The sequence below is a fragment of the Pseudomonas sp. UBA6323 genome (genome assembly GCF_002439135.1).
GTDB lineage: Bacteria > Pseudomonadota > Gammaproteobacteria > Pseudomonadales > Pseudomonadaceae > Aquipseudomonas.
This window is the reverse complement of record NZ_DJSX01000034.1, coordinates 161,121-183,743: the sequence shown is the minus strand read 5'-3', so window position 1 is coordinate 183,743 and position 22,623 is coordinate 161,121. Positions and strand designations below refer to the sequence as shown.

Below are 22,623 nucleotides of genomic sequence, written 5' to 3'. Positions count from 1 at the left end.
CGCAGCCTCATGTTGAAACTCTACGGCTACTGGCGCTCCAGCGCCGCCTACCGTGTGCGCATCGCCCTGAACCTCAAGGGCCTGGCCTACGAGCAAGTGCCGGTGCATCTGGTCAAGGATGGCGGCCAGCAGCATGGCGCCGACTACCGCACGCTGAACCCGCAGGGCCTGCTACCGCTTTTGCTGGACGAGGAAAACGGTGGCGTACGCATCGCCCAGTCCCTGGCGATCATCGAGTACCTTGAGGAAATCTTCCCGGTGCCGGCGCTGTTGCCGGCCGATCCGGCCGAGCGTGCGCAGGTACGGGCGCTGGCGCTGCATCTGGCCTGCGACGTGCACCCGCTGAACAACCTGCGCGTGCTGCAGTACTTGTCCAGTGAACTGGGCGCCTCCGACGAGGCGAAGAACGCCTGGTATCGGCACTGGGTCGCGCTCGGTCTTACAGCGGTGGAGGAGGGCCTGGCCGTATTCGACGGCCGCCTGTCGCTCGGCCAGCGCCCCGGATATCTGGAAGCCTGTCTGGTTCCGCAGCTGTATAATGCGCGGCGTTTTAACTGTGACCTTGCCGCGTATCCACGCATTGTCGCCATGGCGGCGCGCTGTGAACCCCTGGAGGCCTTTCAACTGGCCGCGCCGGAGGTGCAAGCCGACGCCCAGTGACACCTCCGGCTTCAACCCAAGCCTTGCATTCCGCTGCGCCACGAGCGCGGCGGGTCCGATTCCGTCACAGATAAAAACAAGCAGGTGACGCATGACCCGTGAAAAACCGAAGAACCTCTGGCTCTCACGCTGGGGCTTCATTCTCGCAGCAACCGGCTCGGCCGTTGGCCTGGGCAATATCTGGAAATTCCCCTACATCACCGGCGAGTACGGCGGCGGCGCCTTCGTGCTGATGTACCTGGCGTGCATCCTGGCCATCGGTATTCCGGTGATGATGACCGAGATCGCCATTGGCCGTCGTGGCCGTGGCAGCCCGATCGACGCCATTGGCCGCGTGGTCCGCGAGAACGGTGGCAACCCGTTGTGGAAGGCCGTCGGCGGCATGGCCATGCTCGCCGGCTTCATGATCCTGTGCTTCTACGTGGTCGTCGCCGGCTGGGCATTCGCCTACACCTGGAAGATGCTCGACGGCTCCCTGGCTGCCACCAGCGTCGAGGCCCTCGGCGGGGTGTTCGAGGCGCACAATGCCAACCCCTGGCAACTCGGTGGCTGGAGCGTGCTGGTGGCGTTGCTGACCCTGTGGATCGTAGCCAAGGGTGTACAGAAGGGCATCGAGAACGCGGTGCGCTGGATGATGCCGGGCCTGGCCCTGATGCTCATCGTACTGGTCGGCTACGCCTTCACCAGCGGCAGTTTCAAGGCCGGTTTCGATTTCCTGTTCCATTTCGATGCCTCGAAGATCACCGGCGAGGCGCTGCTGGCCGCATTGGGGCATGCCTTCTTCACCCTGAGTCTGGCGTCGGGTGCCATCCTTACATACGGCTCGTACATTCCCGACGGCCAGTCTATTGCCCGCACCACTTTCCTGGTCGCCATCTGCGACACCTGTGTGGCCTTGCTCGCCGGCCTGGCGATCTTCCCGATCATCTTCGCCAACGGCATGAGCCCCGGGGCAGGGCCAGGTTTGATCTTCATGAGCCTGCCGCTTGCCTTCCAGCAGATGCCATTGGGTACCGCATTCGGCGTGCTGTTCTTCGCAATGGTGTCGATCGCCGCGCTGACCTCGGCCATCTCGATGATCGAAGCCACGGTCGCCTACCTGAATGAGAAACACGGCATCAGCCGTCTGCGTGCCGCCCTGGCTTCCGGCGCTGTGCTGCTGGTGATCAGCCTGCTGGCGATGCTGTCGTTCAACCTGCTGTCGGGCTGGACGCCTTTGGGCAAGAACCTCTTCGACTGGCTGGACTACCTCACCTCGCGCTGGATGATGCCGCTGGGTGGCATCTTCATCGTGCTGCTGGCCGGCTACGCGCTGCGCAGCGAGATTATGCGCGAGGAGCTGGACCTGCCGCCGGCTGGCTACGCCCTGTGGCTGTTCATGGCGCGCTACGTCAGCCCGGTGCTAATCATGGTGGTGTTCCTGCATGCGCTGGGCTGGCTGTCGTTCGACCCGGTCGCGCAGTGGTACTGGATCGCGGGCGCCATCGGCCTGCTGGCTGTGGCCGGGGAAATGCTGCGACCGCGGGTGGTGCCGGTGCTCGCCGGACGTTGATGCACAAGCGAGTCGATAAAGGCGCAGTTTCGCCTGAAGCTGCGCTTTTTCTGGAGTAAGGACTGCCTCAGCCATCGGCGGTTAATCGCCAGCAGTTGGGCATCGATAAGCGGATAATTGCCGAATAGTCCATTTTCCATGTAAGACATTGGCTATGCGGCCAGTAATTTATTGGCGAATTGCCAGCACTCAAGCGGCTCCCACTTCCTGCCGATAGGCTGTATGCGCAATGGCACAGCTGTTGCCTAGTCAGTCGAATAAAGTCGAGCCCACGAGGCGCGGCTGCAATAAGAAGAACTCGGAGCTATCCCCTTATGTTCACGTCTGCCACACGCTTTTTCGCCAACCTTGCCGTGGGCAAGAAGCTTTTCATCGGTTTCGGTTTGGTCCTGTTGCTTACCGCTGCCATGACGGTCATCGGCTATCTGGCCGTGCAGGCGGTGTTGAAGGGGCACGAGCAGGTCGGACAACTGGCCCAGGTAAACCAGGAAATTCTCCAGGCTCGTCGCCTCGAGCGCAGTTTCGCCATCGAGCAGACTCAGGAGAGCGCGGCGCAAGTGCGCGAAAGCCTGCTCAAGGTGCAAGGCATGCTGGAGCGCCTGAGTCAGGATGCGGCCGAAGGTACGCGCGTAAAGACCATGCAGCAGGCCACTGCCGAGTACCTGAAACAGTTCGACAATTATGTCGAGCAGCAGGACAAGGCGCGCGAAGCCCGTCAGGACATGCGCACCGCCGCAGCAGAAACCCGTGACCAGTTCGAGGTGATCGAGCTGGACATGTACGACGCCGTGCGTGAGCTGCGCCTGCAGGGTGACAACCTGCGCGGCAGCGACCCGCTGACCCTGGCGGAAACCGCCTCCGGCCTGAGCAAGCGCATGCTCGACCTGCGAGGCCACGAGAGCCTGTACATCATCGACGGCTCCGCTGAAGCGCTGGAAGAGTGGGAATACGTCAGCGAAGACCTGCAATCCGTTGCCGGCAGCCTGAAGGTCTGGCTCGACGATGATCAGAAAGCCGCCATCGACACCGCCTTGCAGGCGCTGACCCTGTATCAGCGCTCCTTCCTCTACTACCAGCAGCTTCGTGAGCAGAACCAGGCAACCGAAAAAGCCATGATCGAGCGTGCGCGTTCGGTGGTCGACCTGGCCGAGTCGGCTGAAGCCAGCGCCGACGAACACATGCTCGTCGACACGCGGCGTGCGCTGGTAATGCTCGGCATCATGGGCGCTGCGGCAGTGGTGCTGGGCTTGTGCGCTGCATTGTTGATCACCCGCCTGATCGTCGCACCGCTGCGCCAGACCGTGACCTTTGCCCAGCGTATCGCCGCCGGCGATCTCAGCCAGGACATTCCGCTGGATCGCCGCGACGAAGTTGGGCAACTGCTCGCCGCCATGCAGGACATGACCGTCAGCCTGCGCAATCTGGTCAGTCGCATTGGTGGCGGCGTCGGGCAGATCGCCGCGGCTGCCGAGCAGTTGTCAGCGATCACCGCGCAGACCAGCGCCGGTGTGCAGACGCAGAAACTGGAGACTGAACAGACCGCCACGGCCATGCACCAAATGGCGGCGACCGTGCAGGAGGTCGCGCAGAATGCCGAGCAGGCCTCGCTGGCGGCGCGTGATGCCGACCTCGAGGCGCAGCAGGGCAACCGTGTGGTACAGCAGGCCGTGGATCAGATCGACAGCCTGGCCAGCGAAGTGGAGCAGTCGGCCAAGGCCATTGCCGACCTGAATCAGGAGAGCGCGCGTATCGGTACCGTGCTGGAGGTGATTCGCAACGTCGCCGAGCAGACCAACCTGCTGGCGCTCAATGCGGCCATCGAAGCGGCGCGGGCGGGCGAGCAGGGTCGCGGTTTCGCCGTGGTCGCTGATGAAGTACGGGCACTGGCCAAGCGCGCTCAGGACAGCACCGAGGAGATCGAAAGCCTGATTGCCGGCCTGCAGCGCATGGCCAAGGGCGCAGTGCAGCAGATGGACAGCAGCCGCGATCTGACCCGCCGCACCGTCGAGCTGGCCGGTGAAGCCGGTGATGCCCTGGGCCGTATCACCCAGGCGGTCAGCACCATCGAACAGATGAATCAGCAGATTGCCGCTGCCGCCGAAGAGCAAAGCGCAGTAGCCGAGGCGATCAACGAAAGCGTGACCCGCGTGCGTGACATCGGCGAACAGAGCGCCACCGCCAGCGAGCAGACTGCCGCTTCCAGCGCCGAGCTGGCGCGCCTGGGTGTGGAGTTGCAGGGGTTGGTGCGACAGTTCCGCACCTGACCCTCAGCCCAGGTGAAAACCGCCGTCGATGGGGATGATGGCGCCGGTCATGTAGGCGCCGGCGCTGCCGGCCAGGCTCAGCGCCAGGGCGGCCATTTCCTCTTCACGGCCCCAACGCCTCATCGGAATCACCGCGGTGTCGGCGGCCAGCGCGGCTTCGTCCTCGGCGATGAAGCGCGTCATCTTGCTCGGGAAGCGCCCCGGTGCGATCACATTGACGTTGATGTGTTCGCTCACCAGCTCCTTGGCCAGCATGCGCGACAGCTGATGCAGCGCGGCCTTGCTGGGGCCGTATGCGTAGGCTTGCTCGCCCATGGCGCTAATGCCGGCTACCGAGCCGATATTGATCACACGCGCCGGGCATTGCGTAGAGCCTGCCTTGCGCAGCAGCGGTAGCAACTGCTGGATGCAGCCGAACACCGAGGTGACGTTGAGCTGCATGACTTTATCCCAGCCCTTGGCCGGATAGCTTTCCAGCGGCGCGCCCCAGGTGGTGCCGGCGTTGTTGACCAGAATATCCAGCTGATCGATGCGCCCGGTAAGTTCGGCAGCCAGCGCCTGCACACCTTCCTCGCTGGCCAGGTTGGCTGCTATGCCGGTGCATTGGCCCAGCGCCGACAGCTCGCTGGCGGTTTGCGCGCAGGCTTCGCCGTCACGGGCACAAACGTAGACATGAGCGCCTGCCTCGACGAAAGCCTTGGCGATCATCAGGCCAATACCGCGGGTGCCGCCAGTGACCAGGGCGGTGCGGCCGACAAGGGAGAAATACGGATGCATGAGAAGGCCTCGATGAATGGTGAGGTCTTCACCCTAGGGCCTGGCTCCGAGGAAAGCAGGCATCATTGCCGGCCGAAATGACACTTCATGCGCTCAGTTGGCTGTAGCCAATTGCATATCCAGTACGCGGATGTGCCCTGGCTCCGGGTAATGCCAGTGCACGTCCAGATCCCAGAAGCGCGCGCCGTAGCGTCTTTCGGGTTGCGGTTGCTGATAGGCCGGGCGCGGGTCCTGCGCCAGGCATTGCTCTATCAGTTCCACCAGGGGCTCGGCCAGACGCAGCGCATGCTGACGCGCCAACGCTAGCGCATCTTTCTGCCAGTCCACCGCGATCAGCGGTGGCGGCGTCTCGGCCATGTCATTTCGTGCATCGGCCACGGCATCGGCATAGGGCACATAGGGCTTGATATCCAGCACCGGCGTGCCATCGAGCAGATCGATACCGGATAGGTGCAGGCGGCCCGCCTCCACGCGCTCCAGGCGCACCACCGACTGGCCGATGCCGTTGGGCCTATGGGTTGCACGTGTGCTGAACACGCCGACCGACTGATTGCCGCCCAGGCGCGGCGGACGCACCTTCAGACGCGGCTTGTCTTCCAGCGCCTGGTGGAACAAAAACAGCAGCCAGACATGGCTGACCTGCTCAAGCCCCTGAACGGCTTCGCCCTGATCGAAGGGCGGCAGCAGTTCCAGCACGCCACGCGCGGCGGGTGCGAGATGCGGCTGGCGGGGAATGGCAAACTTTTCCTTGAAACAGGAGCGGACGATACCGACCGGGGAGACCAGATGCTGCATGGCGTTCTGCTTAGCGGCGGTTGACGGGCGCGTCGTGTGCCACCCGGCAACCGGCGTCGCGGAACGGGCCGGTGAAACGAATCCAGCCTTCGCCAGGGCTGGTCTGGGCGCAGGTCAGGTGACCGTCGACCTTGCTCTGCCAGAGAAAGAAGGGCGCTGGCGCGGCGAGGCTCGGCAGGCTCATGGCGAGGAGGGCGGTAAGGAGCAGGGTACGCATGATGGTGGTCTCCAGAGCGTGACGGGCACAGCCTAACACGGCCTTAGAATCGTTCCTTCTCACCCAGGTAGCGCCATTGCCCGGAGGGTAGCTTGGCCATCGGCACACCGCCGATACGGATGCGCTTCATGCCCAGTACGCTCAGGCCCAATGCCTTGCAGATCTGTTGCAGCAGATCGGGCGCAGAATTCTTCAGGGCGAAGCGTAGGCATTGCTCGCTCTGCCAACTGGCCTTGCACGGTGGGAACTGCGTGCCCTTGTGGATCAGGCCCTTCTTCAGGCGCTCGAAGGTGCTGGCTGGCAGTTCGCCGGTGACATGGATCAGGTATTCCTGCTCCAACTTGGCGCCGTCCTCACGCAGCTTGCGCTGGGCGCGCCAGTCCTGGCTAAGCACCACCAGGCCGCTGGCGCCGTTCTGCAATGGCAGGCTTTGTTCCTGGCGCAGGAAGTGACCATGCAGAATGCGCTGGGCGTGCGGATCGTCCTCCCAGTGCTGCTCGCGCACCAGCAGGTGCTGCAGCTGCGCGGCGCTGCTACCGGCCGGGCAATGCACCAGCAGGGTGACCGGATCTACCGGCTCGAGGCTGGCGCCGGGCAGCAGCTCGACACGCTGCGCCTCGACCTTGAACTGCGGCGCCTCGACCACCTGGCCATCCACCGTGACCCAGCCACCGGTGATGTACAGGTCAGCCTCGCGTCGGGAGCAGCCGAACAGTTCGATGACGCGTTTGGACAGGCGGGTGGGTTCGCTCATGGGCTGGCTCGGCAGGAAAAGGAGGCCATTGTACCGGTGATGGTGCAGGCTGGGGGCGAGAAAGCTGCGTCCGGAGTGTGACATCCGTAGGAGTGGCTTCAGCCACGAACAGGCGCACCATGAATTTCGCGGCTGAAGCCAGTGCGGTGCATCGGTTTTTTGTGGGAGAGGCTTTAGCCGCGATCAGCGGTGTTACCGCTGAAAAAAGCTCGCCGCTGAAGCGTCTCCCGCAGGTGCCGTAGCCAATCGGTTCAGCGGTTATCAGGATGCTGCGCTGGACAAAAAAAGCCCCGCACTGACGGTAATGCTGTTCACATAAGAAAGGGTTGAACGCAATCAGTCCCCTCGCCCCTCTGGGGAGAGGGTTAGGGCGGGCCGCGTTCGGCGAGGGGAAAATGGCAGTCTCGCGGTGTTTTCGGCCCTCCCAACCCTTTCCCATAAATGGGAGAGGGGAGCCAAGCGTGTGCAACCTTAAGTGAACAGCATTACCGCACTGAGCGGGGCTCCTGCAAGGCGTGGTCGATCAGACCAGCTCGCCCCACATGTCGTACTCGTCGGCATCGACGATACGCACGCGCACCTTGTCGCCCGGCTTGACGCTGGTGGAATCGATGAACACGCTGCCGTCGATTTCCGGGGCATCGGCCCAGGAGCGAGCCACGGCGCCTTCGCCGTCCACTTCGTCGACCAATACGTCCATTTCCAGGCCGATCTTGGCCTGCAGGCGCGCCGAGCTGATCGCCTGTTGGTGCGCCATAAAGCGCTCCCAGCGTTCCTGCTTGACGTCATCCGGCACCGGCTCCAGACCCAGGTCGTTGGCCGGTGCGCCTTCTACCGGGGAATACTGGAAGCAGCCGACGCGGTCGAGCTGGGCTTCGGTCAGCCAGTCCAGCAGGTACTGGAAGTCTTCTTCGGTCTCGCCCGGGAAGCCGACGATGAAGGTGGAGCGGATGGTCAGCTCCGGGCAGATCTCGCGCCACTTCTTGATGCGCGCCAGGGTCTTGTCTTCGAAGGCTGGACGCTTCATCGACTTGAGTACTTTCGGGCTGGCGTGCTGGAAGGGGATGTCCAGGTATGGCAGCAGCTTGCCGGTGGCCATCAGCGGGATCACGTCGTCGACGTTGGGGTAGGGATATACATAATGCAGACGTACCCAGACGCCCATCGACGACAGCGCCTCGCACAGCTCGAGCATGCGCGTCTTCACCGGCTGGCCGTTCCAGAAGTCCAGTTTGTATTTCATGTCGACGCCGTAGGCGCTGGTGTCCTGGCTGATCACCAGCAGCTCTTTCACGCCGGCCTTGACCAGACGCTCCGCTTCGCTGAGCACGTCGCCCACCGGGCGGCTGACCAGCTTGCCGCGCATCGACGGGATGATGCAGAAGCTGCAGGTATGGTTGCAGCCTTCGGAAATCTTCAGGTAGGCGTAGTGACGCGGCGTGAGCTTGATGCCCTGCGGCGGCACCAGATCGATCAGCGGGTTGTGCTCGGTCTTCGGTGGAATCACCTCGTGCACAGCGCTGACCACTTGCTCGTACTGCTGCGGGCCGGTGACGGCCAGCACGCTCGGGTGCACGTCGCGGATGCTGTCCTCGGCCACGCCCATGCAACCGGTGACGATCACCTTGCCGTTCTCGGCCAGCGCCTCACCAATGGCGTCCAGCGACTCGGCCTTGGCGCTGTCGATAAAGCCGCAGGTATTGACCACCACTACGTCGGCATCCTGGTAGGTCGGTACGATCTCGTAACCTTCCATGCGCAGCTGGGTCAGGATTCGTTCTGAGTCTACCGTGGCCTTGGGGCAGCCAAGGGAGACGAACCCTACTTTGGGAGTGGCGGTGGACATGCGGGCTAACCTCTAAGGGCGCCTGGTTGGCGCCTCTGATCAAAAAGTGCGCAATTCTAGCGATGGATCATACGCTTGACCAGTGCTGGTCAACGGGCGCAAACGAAAAAGGCCACTCGTTTGAGTGGCCTTTTTCTGAAGGTGGTTGCGGGAGCAGGATTTGAACCTACGACCTTCGGGTTATGAGCCCGACGAGCTACCAGACTGCTCCATCCCGCGGCAACAATTCTACGCCTGCTTAAAGCGTTGTCAATCGATTTATTGCTTTTGATCGAAAATATTAATTTTCGAACAAACAAAAAGGCCACTCGTTTGAGTGGCCTTTTCGTAAAGCTGGTTGCGGGAGCAGGATTTGAACCTACGACCTTCGGGTTATGAGCCCGACGAGCTACCAGACTGCTCCATCCCGCGTCTGTGGGGCGGCATTCTACAGCCAGATGCTTCGGTGTCAATCGCTATTTGCGAGAAAAGTGTTTTCAACTCAGATGCTTAGCATCAAACAGCTGTTAGACTGCAATGCTCCAGGCCAGGCCGGACAAGGCTTCCGAGGATGTTGTGCGCAAGATAATCCACGTTGACTGCGACTGCTTTTACGCCGCCATCGAGATGCGTGACGATCCGAGCCTGGCCAATCGTCCGCTGGCCGTAGGCGGTTCGGCGGAGCGTCGCGGGGTGATCGCCACCTGTAATTACGAGGCGCGTGCCTATGGGGTGCGTTCGGCGATGTCGTCCCGTCATGCGCTGAAGTTGTGTCCGGACTTGCTGATCGTCAAGCCGCGCTTCGAGGTCTACCGCAGCGTCTCGCGTGAGATCCACGGCATCTTTCGCCAGTTCACCGATCTGATCGAGCCGCTGTCGCTGGATGAGGCCTATCTCGATGTTAGCGACTCCCCGCATTTTTCCGGCAGCGCCACGCGCATTGCCCAGGAAATTCGCCGTTGCGTGGCGCAGGAGCTGCACATCACAGTGTCAGCCGGTGTGGCGCCGAACAAGTTCCTGGCCAAGATCGCCAGCGACTGGCGCAAACCCAATGGGTTGTTCGTCATCACCCCGGATCAGGTCGATGCTTTTGTTGCCGAGTTGCCGGTGAACAAGCTGCACGGGGTCGGCAAGGTTACGGCCGACAAGCTGACGCGCATGGGCATTCGCACCTGCCTGGATCTGCGCGACTGGAACAAGCTGGCGCTGGTGCGCGAGTTCGGCAGTTTCGGTGAGCGCCTGTGGCGCCTGGCCCAGGGCATCGACGAACGCGAAGTGAAGGTGGACAGCCGCCGCCAGTCGCTGAGCGTGGAGCACACCTATGATCAGGATCTGCCTGATCTGGACGCCTGCCTGGAAAAATTGCCAGCGCTGCTGGAAGAGATGAACGGCCGTCTGCAGCGCCTGGACGCCAGCTATCGGCCGGACAAGCCCTTCGTCAAGGTCAAGTTCCACGACTTCACCCAGACCACGCTGGAGCAGGCGGGGGCGAGCCGGGATCTGGAAAGCTATCGAGTATTGCTGAGCAACGCCTTTGCCCGCGGCGACAAGCCGGTGCGCCTGCTGGGCGTTGGGGTCAGGCTGCATGACCTGCGTGGGCGGCAGGAGCAGTTGGAGCTGTTTGCGTAACGCGGATGCAATCGCAAGCGTTCTGCGTTATCTGTTGATGTGCCGATCTGACTGGTAGGAGAAGGGGCGATGCACCGCTTCAGTCGCCTCATTTCGCGGATAAATCCGCTCCTACAACAGCCCTGCCTGACTGCAGTACGCCCTTGTAGGAGCGGATTTATCCGCGATTTCTTTGCCAGAGTTGGGCACCAATTGGGTAACCCCGGATTGCATCCGGACTACCTTCTCATTCCGCCCATAGGCGGATCGGCTTGCCGCTGGCCGGCCACAGCTGCAGCTGGCCGATGCCATTGAAGTCCCAGCGCTGCACCTCGCCGAGCGCTGCGAGGAAGCGCTGCTCCTGTTCCATCAGCGCCGGTGCGCACATCTTGCGGGTGCTGCCCGGTGCCTCGAAACGGATCGCGTCATCCTTGAGCGAATAACCGGCGAACCAGTGATTGCAGCCGGCATGCCCGTGCGCCCGGCCGTCGGCGGCGAAGGTGATGGTCAGGTGGCTGCGATCGATCAACGGGCGCTCGCCGATCCACTCCACGCGATAGCTGCGTTCGGTTTCCAGTTGCGGCGTGTCGCTGGCGCAGCCGGCCAGTGTGGTGGCGAGCAGGGCAAGGGGCAGGGCGCGGTGCATGGGGTCAGGCCTCCTGGCAGGTGCGGCACAGATGACGACCGGCGTCGTTGCGCCAGCCCAGTTCGGCAATGCGAGCCTCGGCAGCCGGTGCTTGCGCGGCTTTGCCGAGGGCAGCATCGACGGCGAATTCGAAATCCAGTTGCTTGCCGCAGCCCTCGCAGTTCACCTGCCAGTTATGGATGGCCAACTCCTTGAACTGCGGCCCTTTGCACACCGCCAGCCACTGGCCAGGTGGGTTGATCAGGTGGCGAACCTTTTCCACGTCTAGGCGCATGTGCAGGTCGCGGCTACCTTTGAGGGTGACCAGCAGCGTGTCACTGGCCTGGATCGAGCCGCCGTTGCCGGTGACCTGGTAGCGGCCCGGTGCCAGGGCGCGGCATTCGGTAAGGGTGTGCTGCGGGTTGAGCAGGGAATAACGGAAATCGTGTTCGGCCATAGGTCCTCCGGTTCAGCCGGCATGCTATCACGCGGGGCTGCGCGCTATGGCGTCTGCTAGGTGCAGATTTATCCGCGATATTCGCGCTGCAATCGCGAATAAATTCGCGCCTACAAAAGCTGCGTAGCCCGGATACCCTGGACTGCACCCGGGCCACAGCTCTGGCCCTATGCGCTCTGGGCGGCTGCTTCGGTCAGGCGTGCAATCGCGTCGTCCAATTCGTCCAGCGCGCGTTGAGCCTCGGGATCATCCTGCTTGAGCAGCGTCTCGCTGCGCTGGCAGGCGGCGCGCAGCTGTGGCACACCACAATAGCGGGTGGCGCCGTGCAGCCGATGAACCCGCTCGATCAATGCGGTGCGCTCGCCGGCGTCGCGTGCCTGGCGGATGGCCTGGCGGTCGCCCGGCAGGCCGGCCAGCAACATGCTCAGCATGTCTGCCGCCAGGTCGGCTTTGCCCGCGGCCAGGCGCAGGCCTTCCTCGGCGTCGAGCACCTTGGGTTGCAGCTGGGGCGGCGCAGGTGGCGCGGCCTTGTGGCTCGGCTGGTTGCGCAGGTTCAGGCCGGTCCACTTGAGCACTACCTGGGCCAGCTGGCGTTCATTGATCGGCTTGGTCAGGTAGTCGTCCATACCGCTTTGCAGCAGGGCGCGCTTCTCATTGGCCAGGGCGTGGGCGGTCAAGGCGATGATCGGCGTGGCGCTGCGGGCTTCTTCGCTTTCCCACAGACGAATCGCTTCGGTGGCTTCACGGCCATCCATGCCGGGCATCTGCACGTCCATGAATACCAGGTCGAAGCTGCCTTGCTGGACGGCTTCTATTGCGGCGTACCCGCTATCCACAGCCTTGACCTGGGCGCCCAGATCATCGAGCAGGGTTTGCACCAACAGCAGGTTGGCCGGGTTGTCATCGACGCAGAGGATCTGCGGTCGGCGCGTGTCGCCGATGGCGACCGGCTCGCTGGCCGAGCGTTGCGGGCTGACCATTTCCACCAGCGCCTTGTGCAGTTTGCGCGTGCAGGGAGGCTTGGCCTGCAGTTGGGTGTAAGCGTCGGGCAGCGATTCGTGGAACAGCCCCAGCTCGGTGGTCGGGCACAGCACCAGGGCCTTGCAGCCGAGGTGGTCGAGCTCATGGATACGCTGGCCGAGGACATCGGGCGGCATCTGGCCGGCGGTGATGCCCAGCACCGCCAGGCTCAGCGGCGGTTGGCCATGCTGCTGGTCGTGCACGGCCTCGAAGAGCTGGCCAGGGTCGGCGAAGCTCTGCACTTCCAGGCCGCAGTCCTCGAGCTGGTGGGCCAGTGCCTGACGCGCTAGCTCGTGGCTTTCCAATACGGCCACGCGACGGCCCTGCAGGGCAGTGCGCGGCAGGTCTTCGGCGTCGTCGCGGGCCTTGGGCAGGGTCAGGGTGATCCAGAATTCGGACCCTTCGCCCGGGGTGCTGTCGACGCCGATCTCGCCGCCCATCTGCTCGATCAGGCGCTTGGAAATCACCAGACCAAGGCCGGTGCCGCCGGCCTGGCGGCTTAGCGAGTTGTCGGCCTGGCTGAAGGCCTGGAACAGCGCGCGCAGGTCTTCATCCGACAGGCCGATGCCGGTGTCCATCACGCTGATGCGCAGCTGCGCGGTGTCGGCGCTTTCATCCTCGACCATGGCACGCATGACGATGGTGCCTTCGCGAGTGAACTTGATCGCGTTGCTCACCAGATTGGTCAGCACCTGCTTCAGGCGCTGCGGGTCGCCGCGCAGGGCCAGCGGGGTGTCGCGGTAGATCAGGCTGACCAGCTCCAGCTGCTTTTCATGGGCGGCGGGGGCGAGGATGGTCAGGGTGTCCTGCAACAGGTCGCGCAGGTTGAAGGGGATGGACTCGAGCACCAGCTTGCCGGCTTCGATCTTGGAGAAGTCGAGCACCTCGTTGATGATGCCGAGCAGGCTGTCGGCGGATTTTTCGATGGTCGACAGGTAATCATGCTGGCGCGGGCTGAGCTCGCTTTTCTGCAGCAGGTTGGTGAAGCCGAGAATGCCGTTGAGCGGGGTGCGAATCTCATGGCTCATGTTGGCCAGGAATTCGGACTTGATGCGGCTGGCCTCCAGGGCCTCCTTGCGCGCAAAGTCCAGCTCGATGTTCTGGATCTCGATGGTCTCAAGGTTCTGGCGCACGTCCTCGGTGGCCTGTTCGATGCTGTGCTGCAGTTCTTCGTGGGCGTTCTGCAGGGCTTCGGCCATGCGGTTGATGCCGGCGGCCAGCTCGTCCATCTCGTGGCTGCCCAGCGGCGGCAGGCGGGTCTGCAGATTACCGTCCTTGAGCTGGGCGACGCCGGCCTTGATCTCGCGCAGCGGGCCGTTGATGCTGCGGCTCATGCGCAAGGCGAGCAGGGCGGTGACGGCGAGGCCGCCGACGATCAGCAGCAGGCTGGCGAACAGACTGCGATAACCGCTGAGCAGCGTGCCCTGGTGCGAGAGCTCCAGCTCGACCCAGCCGAGCAGCTCCAGCGTGCGCTCATCATCCAGGCTGTCGCTGAGCACCAGGTGCTGGTCGTAGACCGGCAGCAGAAAGCGCGTGGCGTCCTGCCCACTGAGCAGGCTGACGCCCGGTTGGCCGGTGGGCGACGGGTTGAGCATGCTTGGCCCGGCATGCGCCAGTAACGCACGCTCGGGGGCGAGAAAACCTACCGCGCGAACGTCCGGATGCTCCAGCGCCTGCCGGGCGATGCGCTCGAGCTTTTTCACGTCGTTCTGTTCCAGCGCCGGGGCTGCCAACGGCGCCAGGTGTTCGACCAGCATCTCGCCACGCTGCAACAGCTGCGTCTGCAGACCCGACAACTGCACCCAGGTGAAATACCCGCCCAGCACCAGCGCCAGCAGGCTGGTGGGCAGCAGGGTGAGCAGCAATACGCGCCCCTTGATGCTGAGATCCTTGAACACGATCTTCCTCCTTCAGAACATCTGGGCAGTGTAGCGATTCGGCACGCCGGAATCTGTAGGTGAGCGATTGTCGTTTAGTAGGTAGAATTGTTCTCATTCTGCCTGTTCGGTTTTTCGCCATGATGACCTCCACTCCTGCCTCGGCTCGAATCCTCGCAGTCGAGGACGATCCCCTGCTTGCCAGCCATCTGCAGTCCCACCTGATAGGCTGCGGCTTCGATGTGACGCTCAGCCATGACGGCAGCGAGGGCCTGCAATTGGCCGAAAACGAGGATTTCGACCTGATCCTGATGGATATCCTGCTACCCGGCACCAACGGTCTCGAAGTGTTGCAGCGCCTGCGTCGGCAGCGCAGCGTGCCGGTGTTGCTGATGTCGGCGCTGGGCGACGAGCAGAACCGTATCGCCGGTTTCAGTCAGGGCGCCGATGACTATCTGCCCAAACCCTTCAGTCTGGGCGAGCTGAGTGTGCGGGTGGAGGCCATTCTGCGGCGTGTCGCCTATGAGCGTCGCGAGCCGCAGCCGAGCACCGAGGGCAGTGGCTTGCAGTTCGACGAAGGGCGTAGCGACGTCGCCTTCCGTGGCAACTGGGTTGGCCTGACGCCCAGCGAATACCGCGTACTGGAGCTGCTTTGGCGGCACAAGGACGAGGCCCTGAGCAAACCCTTCCTTTATCAGCAGGCGCTACGCCGCGCCTACGCCCAGCATGATCGCAGCCTGGATATGCACGTCAGTCATATCCGCCGCAAGCTGCAGGCTGTCGGTCATGAGGCCACGCGCGTCGATACCGTGTGGGGCAAGGGATACATCCTGGTGCAGGCCGGCGCATGAGTCTGCCAGGGAAACACTCGCTGCTGTGGCGCCTGGCTGGTGCGCTGGCACTGTTCTGCCTGCTGCTGGTCAGCCTGCATGTGGATGTCGGGCGCGAGCTGATCGATGCGACGTCCTACCTGTCCGAGTCGACCCGCAAGACGCTTAAGGGCTATGCCCAGGAGGCGGAAACCAGCTGGCGTGAGCAGGGTGCGCCTGGCGTCGATGAGTTTCTCCAGAAGCTGCAGGCGCGCGAACAGATCTGGGCCGTGGTGGTTGACGCGCACAAGGATTCGCTATCGTCGCAACCCTTGACCGACGAGCAGGCGCAGCGCCTGGATTTCGTCCGCAGGCTGGAGTTTCCCGTGGGGCGACCAGGCGGCACGCCGACCTTCTATATCCCCTTCGCCGACAGCGATGCCCGTCTGGTAATGGAGTTGCCGCAGCGCCTGAACCCGCGCAGGTACAACGAGCTATGGGAGTTGCTACTGCAGCGCGTACTGCCGGCGATCCTGGCGGTGGTCGTGGCGCTGCTGCTGTACCGCCTGCTGATTGCGCCGCTGGCGATCCTGAGGCGTCAGGCTACTGCACTCAGCGCAGGCGATCTGTCCGCCCGGCTCGGGCCGCAGGTGACGCGACGCAAGGATGAGCTGGGTGAACTGGCGCGCACCTTCGATCATATGGCCGAGCGGCTGGATCGCACCGTGGCGTTCCAGCGTCAGCTGCTGCGCGACCTGTCCCACGAACTGCGCACGCCCCTGGCCCGCCTGCGCGTGGCCGGGGAGAGCGAGCAGGACATCGAGGCCCTGCGCCAGCGCCTGGCGCGTGAGGTCGCGGAGATGGAAAAGCTGGTCGGCGATGCGCTGGAGCTGGTCTGGCTGGATACCGAGCGTCCCAGCTTGCCGCTCGAGGAAGTGGACATCGTCAGGCTCTGGGACGTGCTGCGGGAGAACGCCGGCTTCGAGACGGGCTGGCCGATCGAGCGCATGCCCTGCGAGCTGCCCGCCGATTGCCGGGTGCTGGGCAATCTCAATGGCCTGGCGCAGGCGCTGGAAAACATCCTGCGTAATGCCATTCGCCACTCGCCGGAAGGTGGGGTGGTGCGCCTGGCTGGTCGGCGCGAAGACGACCAGTGGCTGCTGTGGATCGAGGACCAGGGGGCGGGTGTCGCCGAAGGCGAGCTGGAGACCATCTTCCGGCCCTTTACCCGCCTCAGTGCTGCCCGTCCGGGTGGGGATGGCTTTGGCCTTGGGTTGGCCATCGCACGCAGCATGATCGCCACCCAGGGCGGGCGCCTGTGGGCAGAGAATGCCCGGCCCGGTCTGCGGCTCAAGCTCTGCCTGCAAAGTGTATAGTTCGTAAATTAGATTTACTCTCAAATGTAAATTCTTACTATTTGCACCTGACCCGAGAGGGCCGGCAAATAGTGGCGTCCCCTTTTCCAGGTGCGCTCGCTCCCGATGGTGCATCTGGCCGTCCGTGGCTTTGTCAGGCCCCTTTCGTTTGGTTGCGGTCATCACCGCTGGCTGTTGCCGCTTGTCGTGGTGACGCCTGCGTTGCTGGTTCGCACGGGTCTGTCAGCCCAGCCTGTGTCCGGGAGCGTGCAGGGATTCGAGTTCCTGTTCGGACGGCTGCTGGCGGCCCAGCCGACAACTCGACTCACCTCGATCACTGGGAGCCACTACATGTCACTCAACACGCGACGTCTCGTTGCCTCGTCTCGACCTCGATTCGAGAAAACTCTGCTGGCCGTCACGCTGGCCTCGTTGGCCTGTTCGGCGCTAGCCGAGGAAAAGGCCGAGCAACTGGAACTCGGAGCGGTAGTCGTCACCGCCACGGGCTTCGAGCAAAGCGTCAAGGATGCGCCCGCCGCCATCACCGTCATCTCTGCCGAGGAGTTGAAGAAGCGCTCCTACACCGATGTGACCGATGCACTGAAGAATGTGGCTGGGGTGCAGATTGCCGGTGGCGGGGTGGAGCGCTCGATCCAGATCCGCGGCATGACGTCCGGCTACACGCTGTTTCTGATCGACGGAAGGCCGATGCAGGGCAACGATGCCTTCGGCCTGAACGGTACCCAGAACGGTACGCCGATCAACTTCCTGCCGCCCATCGAGGCCATCGAGCGCATCGAAGTCATCCGCGGCCCGGCGTCCTCGCTGTATGGCTCCGACGCCATGGGCGGGGTGGTCAACATCATCACCAAGAAGGTCCGCAACGAGTTCAGCGGCAGTATCACCGGCGAATATTCGCTGGCCGACAGCGCCAACAAGGTCAACGAGGACGGCTACCAGACCAGCGCGTACCTCAATGCGCCGCTGATCCGTGACGTGCTTTCCCTGCAGCTCAATGGCTCCTTCCTGAATCAGGACGAAAGCCACCTTGCCGGCCTGGACGACAGCGGCGCCACCGACCCGCGCTATAGAAGAAGCAACGCCGGCGGCAAGCTTGGCTGGAACATCAATGAGCAGAACCTCGTCACCCTGTACTACAACGAGGGGCGCCAGCGGCGCTGGGCCAATCCCGGCAGGAGCCTGCCGCAGGCCGACGAGCCGAGCTTCGCCGACTCCATCCAGCGGACCTATGCGCTCACCCATGAAGGTCGCTACGACAACCTGCTCACCGACAGCTACATCAACTACGACCACTCGGAAAACCTCAGTCGCCTCAACGCGACCACCGGCAACGGCATCGAGTACGGCGTGCTGACCGCCAACACCCAGGCGACCTACTTCATTGGCTCGCACGCTCTGACCGGCGGCCTGACCCACAAGTACGAGAAGCTCGAGGACGGCGCCAGCAGTGGTTTGCGCGAGCCCGTGGTGGCCGATGCCAACGCCGTTGTGGAGATGGACCGCTACCAGAACTCCCTGTTTCTGGAGGACAACTGGAGCCTGACCGACGACCTGACCCTGACTCTCAGCGGCCGCTTCGACGACAACCAGGCCTACGGCAGCGAGTTCAGCCCCAAGGCGTATGCGGTCTACCGGATCAATGACAACTTCACCCTCAAGGGTGGCGTGACGTCCGGCTACAAGGCGCCGAGCCTGCGTCAGGCCGCAACCGATTTCGGCTCTACCTCCCGCGGCGGCGTAATCATCGGCAACCCCGATCTCACGCCGGAAACCAGCCTCAACCGCGAGCTCGGCATTGGTTACGAGAACTTCGATCTGGGCCTCAACACCACGTTGACCGTCTACCAGACCGACTACAAGGACAAGATCAACCGCACTGGCCGAATCTGCGAACCGAACGTGCCCTGCGTCTACAACGGCACCAACTACCCGGCACACCAGTTCGGCTACACCGCCTACGAGAACGTGGACAAGGCCGAGCTCCGGGGCGTCGAGTTCACCTTGGATTACCAGCTTCTCGACAACCTGATGTACCGCCACAGCTACACCTACACCAGCACGGAGCAGAAGTCCGGCCAGTACAAGGGCGAGCCGCTCAACGACATGGCCAAGCACATGTTCAACGTGTCGCTGGACTGGCAGGCGACGGAGAAGCTGAACCTCTGGACCCAGGTCAACTACCGGGGCGAGACGTCCGGGCGCTGGCAGACCGGCACCAGCGGTGCCTCCAGCAACGGCATGACCTACCCGTCCTACACCTTCGCCGACGTCGGTCTGGTGTACCGGCCAACCCAGGATCTCAGCCTGAAGTTCGGCGTTTACAACGTCACCAACAAGGAAGTCACCACCGACGATGACTACGCCTACAACCTCGACGGCAGGCGCTACGTGTTCGGTGTGACCCAGAGCTTCTGACCCTTGTGCATTGGCCAGGTCGCCGATGCTGGCGGCCTTTTGCAACTCGTTTCCGGCGCTGGCACGGCGTCGGACATGACCCCATCGAGAAAAACGAGGAAAGCGATATGACGCTATTCAAGCGTACCCTGACGAACCTGCTGCACCTTGGCGCGCTAATGTGCGCCGTATCGGCCCACGCCGCCTACCCGCTGGCCATCGAACATGGCCAGGGCAGCCTGACGCTGGACGAGGCGCCTAAGCGCGTCGCCGTATTCGACCTGGGCGTGCTCGACACGCTCGACGCCCTGGGCATCGCTGCCGCCGGCGTGCCGCAGATGGCCGGGCCGGCTTACCTGAAAGCGCAATACGCAGGGCGCGAGAGCGTCAACATCGGCACCCTGTTCGAGCCGAACCAGGCCGCGCTGGAAGCGCTCAAACCTGACCTGATCATCATTGGCGGCCGCTCCAGCAATCAGTTCGAGACGCTCTCGGCGCTGGCGCCGACCATCGACCTGAGCATCGCGCCGGACCAGTTCCTGGCGGGTGTGCGGAGCAATATAAAGGTGCTGGGCGAGATATTCGACAAGCAGGAGCAGGCTGCGCAGCTCAAGGCGCAACTGGGCAAGGAACTGGCTGCGGTTCATGCCAAGACTGCCGGCCAGAGCTCGCTGACCCTGTTCACCATCAACGATGCGCTGATGCTGCACGCGCCGGGCGAGCGATTCGGCATGCTCAACGAAGTGCTGGGTACTCGTCCGGTGGTCGAGGCGGTCGACCCGGCGAGCGTCGCGCAGGGGCGCCTAGCGCCGGATTCGCCCGAGGCCAGGCAATTGCGTGAGCGGCAGAAGGCGCGTCTGGATGCAGCATTGAAAGAGCAGCCGCAGTGGCTGGTGGTGCTCGACCGTGGTGCGGCCACCGGCGGCGAAGGCAAGGGCGCCGAAACCCTGGGCAAACATGCCGGTGTCGCGGCCAGCACGGCCTGGCAGCAAGACAAGGTGTTCTATCTCGAGCCGGCTACCTGGTACATCGCCACTGGTGGCTACCAGGGGCTGATGAACACCCTGAAGGATTTTGCCGCCGTGCAATAAGGACGTGGCTTTACTCGACTGCGGTTGGCAGTGCTCAGTCACTGCCCACTGCATCCGGGCTAAGGCCCGATCACGCCCTGAAACCGATCATGGCGTGATGAAGCCCTGGGTTCGGCGTATCATGACGCCCCTTCGCGTCAGTCTGGATTCGAGCGACCCATGACCCTGCAATTTCCTACCATTGCCGACTGCATTGGCAATACCCCTCTGGTACGCCTGCAACGCCTGGGCGGCGACACCAGCAACACCCTGCTGGTCAAGCTGGAAGGCAACAACCCGGCCGGTTCGGTCAAGGACCGCCCGGCGTTGTCGATGATCGATCGCGCCGAACTGCGTGGTGCCATCGTGCCCGGCGATACCCTGATCGAGGCGACCAGCGGCAACACCGGCATCGCCCTGGCCATGGCCGCGGCGATCAAGGGTTACAAGATGATCCTGATCATGCCGGACAACTCCACCGCCGAGCGCAAGTGGGCGATGACCGCCTATGGCGCCGAGCTGATTCTGGTCAGCAAGGAGGAGGGCATGGAAGGTGCGCGCGATCTGGCCGAAAAACTGCAGGCCGAAGGGCGCGGCAAGGTGCTCGACCAGTTCGCCAACGGCGACAACCCCGAGGCGCACTACAGCGGTACCGGCCCGGAGATCTGGCGCCAGACCGGCGGCACCATCACCCATTTCATCAGCTCCATGGGCACCACCGGCACCATCATGGGCACCTCGCGCTATCTCAAGGAGCAGAACCCGGCGATCCAGATCGTCGGCCTGCAGCCGCAGGAAGGCTCGGCCATTCCCGGCATCCGCCGCTGGCCCGAGGAGTATCTGCCGAAGATCTATCAGGCCGAACGGGTCGACCAGGTGATGGACATGGGCCAGGCCGAGGCCGAGCACGTCATGCGTCGCCTGGCACGCGAAGAGGGCATCTTCTGCGGTGTGTCCTCTGGCGGCTCGGTGGCCGGCATGCTGCGCCTGTCGCAGCAGGTGGAAAACGCGGTGCTGGTGGCGATCATCTGCGACCGCGGCGACCGTTACCTTTCCACCGGCATTTACCAAGAACCGGCGCACTGATGGCCAGACGCAGCTCCAACCTGCGCTTTCAGCCCAGCGGCGGCAGTCGCGCGGCGCAGGTTCCGGTCGGCAAGAAGCAGAAACTCGCCATCGAGCGCCTGGCCGGCGACGGTCGCGGCATCGCCTTCGAAGGCGGGCGCACCTGGTTCGTCAGTGGCGCCCTGGCCGGTGAGCAGGTCGAGGCGCGGGTGCTCAGCGCCCGCAGCCAAACCATCGAAGCGCGCGCCGAACGCATCATCACCGCCAGTAGCGAGCGCCGTGAGGCGCCTTGCATTCATGCCGATCGCTGCGGCGGTTGCAACCTGCAGCACATGCCGCATGCCGAGCAGCTTGCCCTGAAACAGCGCACGCTGGCCGAGCAGCTGTCCCGTCTGGGCGGTATCCAACCAGACGAGTGGGCAGCGCCGTTGACGGGCCCAGAGCTGGGTTACCGCCGCCGTGCGCGCGTCGCCGTGCGCTGGGATGCCAAGGCGCGCCAGCTGCAGGTTGGCTTCCGTGCTGAAGCCAGCCAGGACATCGTCGCCATCGATGAGTGCCCTGTGCTGGTACAGCCCTTGCAGCCTATTTTCAACGCCTTGCCGGCGTTGCTGCGCAGCCTGGAAAAACCACAGGCAGTTGGCCACGTCGAGCTATTCAGCGGCACGGCCGAAGCGTTGCTGCTGCGCCACACCATCGCGCTGACAGAGGCTGATCTGAACCGCCTGCGCATGTTCTGCCTTGAGCACCGCGCGCAGCTGTGGCTGCAGGGCGAAGGCCAGCCCGAGCCGGACGATCAGTCCGCCGAGTTGGGCTTCGAGCTGCAGCGCTGGCAACTGCAACTGGCCTACCGTCCGGGTGATTTCGTACAGGTCAATGGTCTGGTCAACGAGGCCATGGTCGCTCAGGCGCTAGACTGGTTGGCAGTACAGCCTGGCGAGCGGGTGCTGGATCTGTTCTGCGGCCTGGGCAACTTCGCCCTGCCGTTGGCCCGTCAGGCGGCTGAAGTGGTGGCCGTGGAGGGCGTCGAGGCGATGGTGCAGCGCGCGGCAGCCAACGCGCGAAACAATGGTTTGGGCAATGCGCACTTTTATCGTGCCGACCTGTCCAACCCGCTGGCCAATGAGGCCTGGGCGCGCGGCGGTTTCGCTGCGGTGCTGCTCGACCCGCCGCGCGACGGGGCGCTGGAGGTGGTGCGTGGGATGGGTGAGCTGGGCGCGCGGCGTCTGGTCTATGTATCCTGCAACCCGACCACGCTGGCGCGCGACGCCGCCGAGTTGGCGCAGCAGGGCTATCGCCTGCGCCGCGCCGGGATTCTCGACATGTTTGCGCAAACGGCGCATGTCGAGGCCATGGCACTGTTCGAGAAACCCGAGGCTTAGGTCTGGGCAAAGCGGTACGTTCGGTACCGCAGGGTGCGCAGGATGCGCATCCTTTCAGTTAATCCGACCGGCTCAGAGAAGGCCGGCGACTGCTCGGTG

At 63.7% G+C, this 22,623-nt stretch carries 18 protein-coding genes, 2 tRNA genes and 1 pseudogene; 11 read left to right on the top strand and 10 right to left on the bottom strand.

The window, feature by feature from the left end; genetic code table 11:
- The first annotated feature begins 9 nt into the window (after positions 1 to 9).
- From maiA to B3P22_RS23840, 4 genes and pseudogenes are all read left to right on the top strand, one after another.
- Entirely contained in the window at positions 10 to 660 is a 651-nt protein-coding gene (maiA, locus tag B3P22_RS07570) for a maleylacetoacetate isomerase (RefSeq protein ID WP_197856716.1), read from the top strand.
- Between the two features lie 91 nt (positions 661 to 751).
- Positions 752 to 2,212, top strand: coding sequence for a sodium-dependent transporter (locus tag B3P22_RS07565; RefSeq protein ID WP_296270557.1), 1,461 nt, complete (start codon positions 752 to 754; stop codon positions 2,210 to 2,212).
- Positions 2,213 to 2,526: 314 nt separating this feature from the next.
- A pseudogene (locus tag B3P22_RS23845) lies at positions 2,527 to 3,618 on the top strand (HAMP domain-containing protein); the annotation flags it as partial.
- The gene (locus tag B3P22_RS23840) at positions 3,604 to 4,476 is read left to right on the top strand and encodes a methyl-accepting chemotaxis protein (RefSeq protein ID WP_419096423.1); all 873 of its coding nucleotides are present in this window, start codon (positions 3,604 to 3,606) and stop codon (positions 4,474 to 4,476) included. The pseudogene B3P22_RS23845 and the gene B3P22_RS23840, both read left to right, overlap by 15 nt.
- A gap of 3 nt (positions 4,477 to 4,479) precedes the next feature.
- On the opposite strand, the gene B3P22_RS07555 is transcribed toward B3P22_RS23840, so the two are convergent.
- From B3P22_RS07555 to B3P22_RS07525, 7 genes are all read right to left on the bottom strand, one after another.
- Positions 4,480 to 5,253, bottom strand: a complete 774-nt coding sequence (locus B3P22_RS07555; RefSeq protein WP_296270555.1) for an SDR family oxidoreductase — start codon at positions 5,251 to 5,253, stop codon at positions 4,480 to 4,482.
- Positions 5,254 to 5,346: 93 nt separating this feature from the next.
- Positions 5,347 to 6,048, bottom strand: coding sequence for a tRNA (N6-threonylcarbamoyladenosine(37)-N6)-methyltransferase TrmO (tsaA, locus tag B3P22_RS07550; protein ID WP_296270554.1), 702 nt, complete (start codon positions 6,046 to 6,048; stop codon positions 5,347 to 5,349).
- A gap of 10 nt (positions 6,049 to 6,058) precedes the next feature.
- The gene (locus B3P22_RS07545; protein ID WP_197856711.1) at positions 6,059 to 6,265 is read right to left on the bottom strand and encodes a hypothetical protein; all 207 of its coding nucleotides are present in this window, start codon (positions 6,263 to 6,265) and stop codon (positions 6,059 to 6,061) included.
- A 43-nt stretch (positions 6,266 to 6,308) separates the two neighbouring features.
- Positions 6,309 to 7,019: an RNA pseudouridine synthase gene (locus B3P22_RS07540; RefSeq protein WP_296270553.1), complete on the bottom strand. Its 711-nt coding sequence runs from the start codon at positions 7,017 to 7,019 to the stop codon at positions 6,309 to 6,311.
- A 523-nt stretch (positions 7,020 to 7,542) separates the two neighbouring features.
- A complete protein-coding gene (gene rimO / locus B3P22_RS07535) occupies positions 7,543 to 8,865 on the bottom strand; it encodes a 30S ribosomal protein S12 methylthiotransferase RimO (protein ID WP_296270552.1) in 1,323 nt (440 codons plus the stop codon).
- A 142-nt stretch (positions 8,866 to 9,007) separates the two neighbouring features.
- A tRNA-Met gene (locus tag B3P22_RS07530) sits at positions 9,008 to 9,084 on the bottom strand.
- Between the two features lie 115 nt (positions 9,085 to 9,199).
- Positions 9,200 to 9,276 (bottom strand) — tRNA-Met (locus B3P22_RS07525).
- Between the two features lie 144 nt (positions 9,277 to 9,420).
- On the opposite strand from B3P22_RS07525, the gene dinB reads away from it, so the two are divergent.
- Complete coding sequence (gene dinB / locus B3P22_RS07520; protein WP_296270551.1) at positions 9,421 to 10,473, top strand: DNA polymerase IV; 1,053 nt, start codon at positions 9,421 to 9,423, stop codon at positions 10,471 to 10,473.
- A 226-nt stretch (positions 10,474 to 10,699) separates the two neighbouring features.
- On the opposite strand, the gene B3P22_RS07515 is transcribed toward dinB, so the two are convergent.
- The 3 genes from B3P22_RS07515 to B3P22_RS07505 all read right to left on the bottom strand — a co-directional run bounded on the left by B3P22_RS07515 (position 10,700) and on the right by B3P22_RS07505 (position 14,452).
- Positions 10,700 to 11,098: an META domain-containing protein gene (locus B3P22_RS07515; protein ID WP_296270550.1), complete on the bottom strand. Its 399-nt coding sequence runs from the start codon at positions 11,096 to 11,098 to the stop codon at positions 10,700 to 10,702.
- 4 nt (positions 11,099 to 11,102) lie between these two features.
- Entirely contained in the window at positions 11,103 to 11,534 is a 432-nt protein-coding gene (locus tag B3P22_RS07510; RefSeq protein ID WP_296270549.1) for a hypothetical protein, read from the bottom strand.
- Between the two features lie 167 nt (positions 11,535 to 11,701).
- The gene (locus B3P22_RS07505; protein WP_296270548.1) at positions 11,702 to 14,452 is read right to left on the bottom strand and encodes a response regulator; all 2,751 of its coding nucleotides are present in this window, start codon (positions 14,450 to 14,452) and stop codon (positions 11,702 to 11,704) included.
- A gap of 119 nt (positions 14,453 to 14,571) precedes the next feature.
- Here B3P22_RS07505 and B3P22_RS07500 point away from each other — a divergent pair, with 119 nt between their 5' ends.
- The 6 genes from B3P22_RS07500 (at position 14,572) to rlmD (ending at position 22,524) form a co-directional block, all read left to right on the top strand.
- Positions 14,572 to 15,282, top strand: a complete 711-nt coding sequence (locus B3P22_RS07500) for a response regulator transcription factor (RefSeq protein WP_296270547.1) — start codon at positions 14,572 to 14,574, stop codon at positions 15,280 to 15,282.
- On the top strand, positions 15,279 to 16,616 hold the full coding sequence (locus B3P22_RS07495; protein WP_296270546.1) for a sensor histidine kinase: 1,338 nt from the start codon (positions 15,279 to 15,281) through the stop codon (positions 16,614 to 16,616). Before B3P22_RS07500 ends, B3P22_RS07495 begins: the two co-directional genes overlap by 4 nt.
- Before the next feature lie 330 nt (positions 16,617 to 16,946).
- The gene (locus B3P22_RS07490; RefSeq protein ID WP_296270545.1) at positions 16,947 to 19,031 is read left to right on the top strand and encodes a TonB-dependent receptor domain-containing protein; all 2,085 of its coding nucleotides are present in this window, start codon (positions 16,947 to 16,949) and stop codon (positions 19,029 to 19,031) included.
- Positions 19,032 to 19,138: 107 nt separating this feature from the next.
- The gene (locus tag B3P22_RS07485; protein ID WP_296270544.1) at positions 19,139 to 20,101 is read left to right on the top strand and encodes a siderophore ABC transporter substrate-binding protein; all 963 of its coding nucleotides are present in this window, start codon (positions 19,139 to 19,141) and stop codon (positions 20,099 to 20,101) included.
- Positions 20,102 to 20,260: 159 nt separating this feature from the next.
- On the top strand, positions 20,261 to 21,166 hold the full coding sequence (gene cysM, locus B3P22_RS07480) for a cysteine synthase CysM (RefSeq protein ID WP_197856700.1): 906 nt from the start codon (positions 20,261 to 20,263) through the stop codon (positions 21,164 to 21,166).
- The gene (gene rlmD, locus B3P22_RS07475) at positions 21,166 to 22,524 is read left to right on the top strand and encodes a 23S rRNA (uracil(1939)-C(5))-methyltransferase RlmD (RefSeq protein ID WP_296270543.1); all 1,359 of its coding nucleotides are present in this window, start codon (positions 21,166 to 21,168) and stop codon (positions 22,522 to 22,524) included. The genes cysM and rlmD overlap by 1 nt, the downstream gene beginning before the upstream one ends.
- The last annotated feature ends 99 nt before the right edge of the window (positions 22,525 to 22,623 follow it).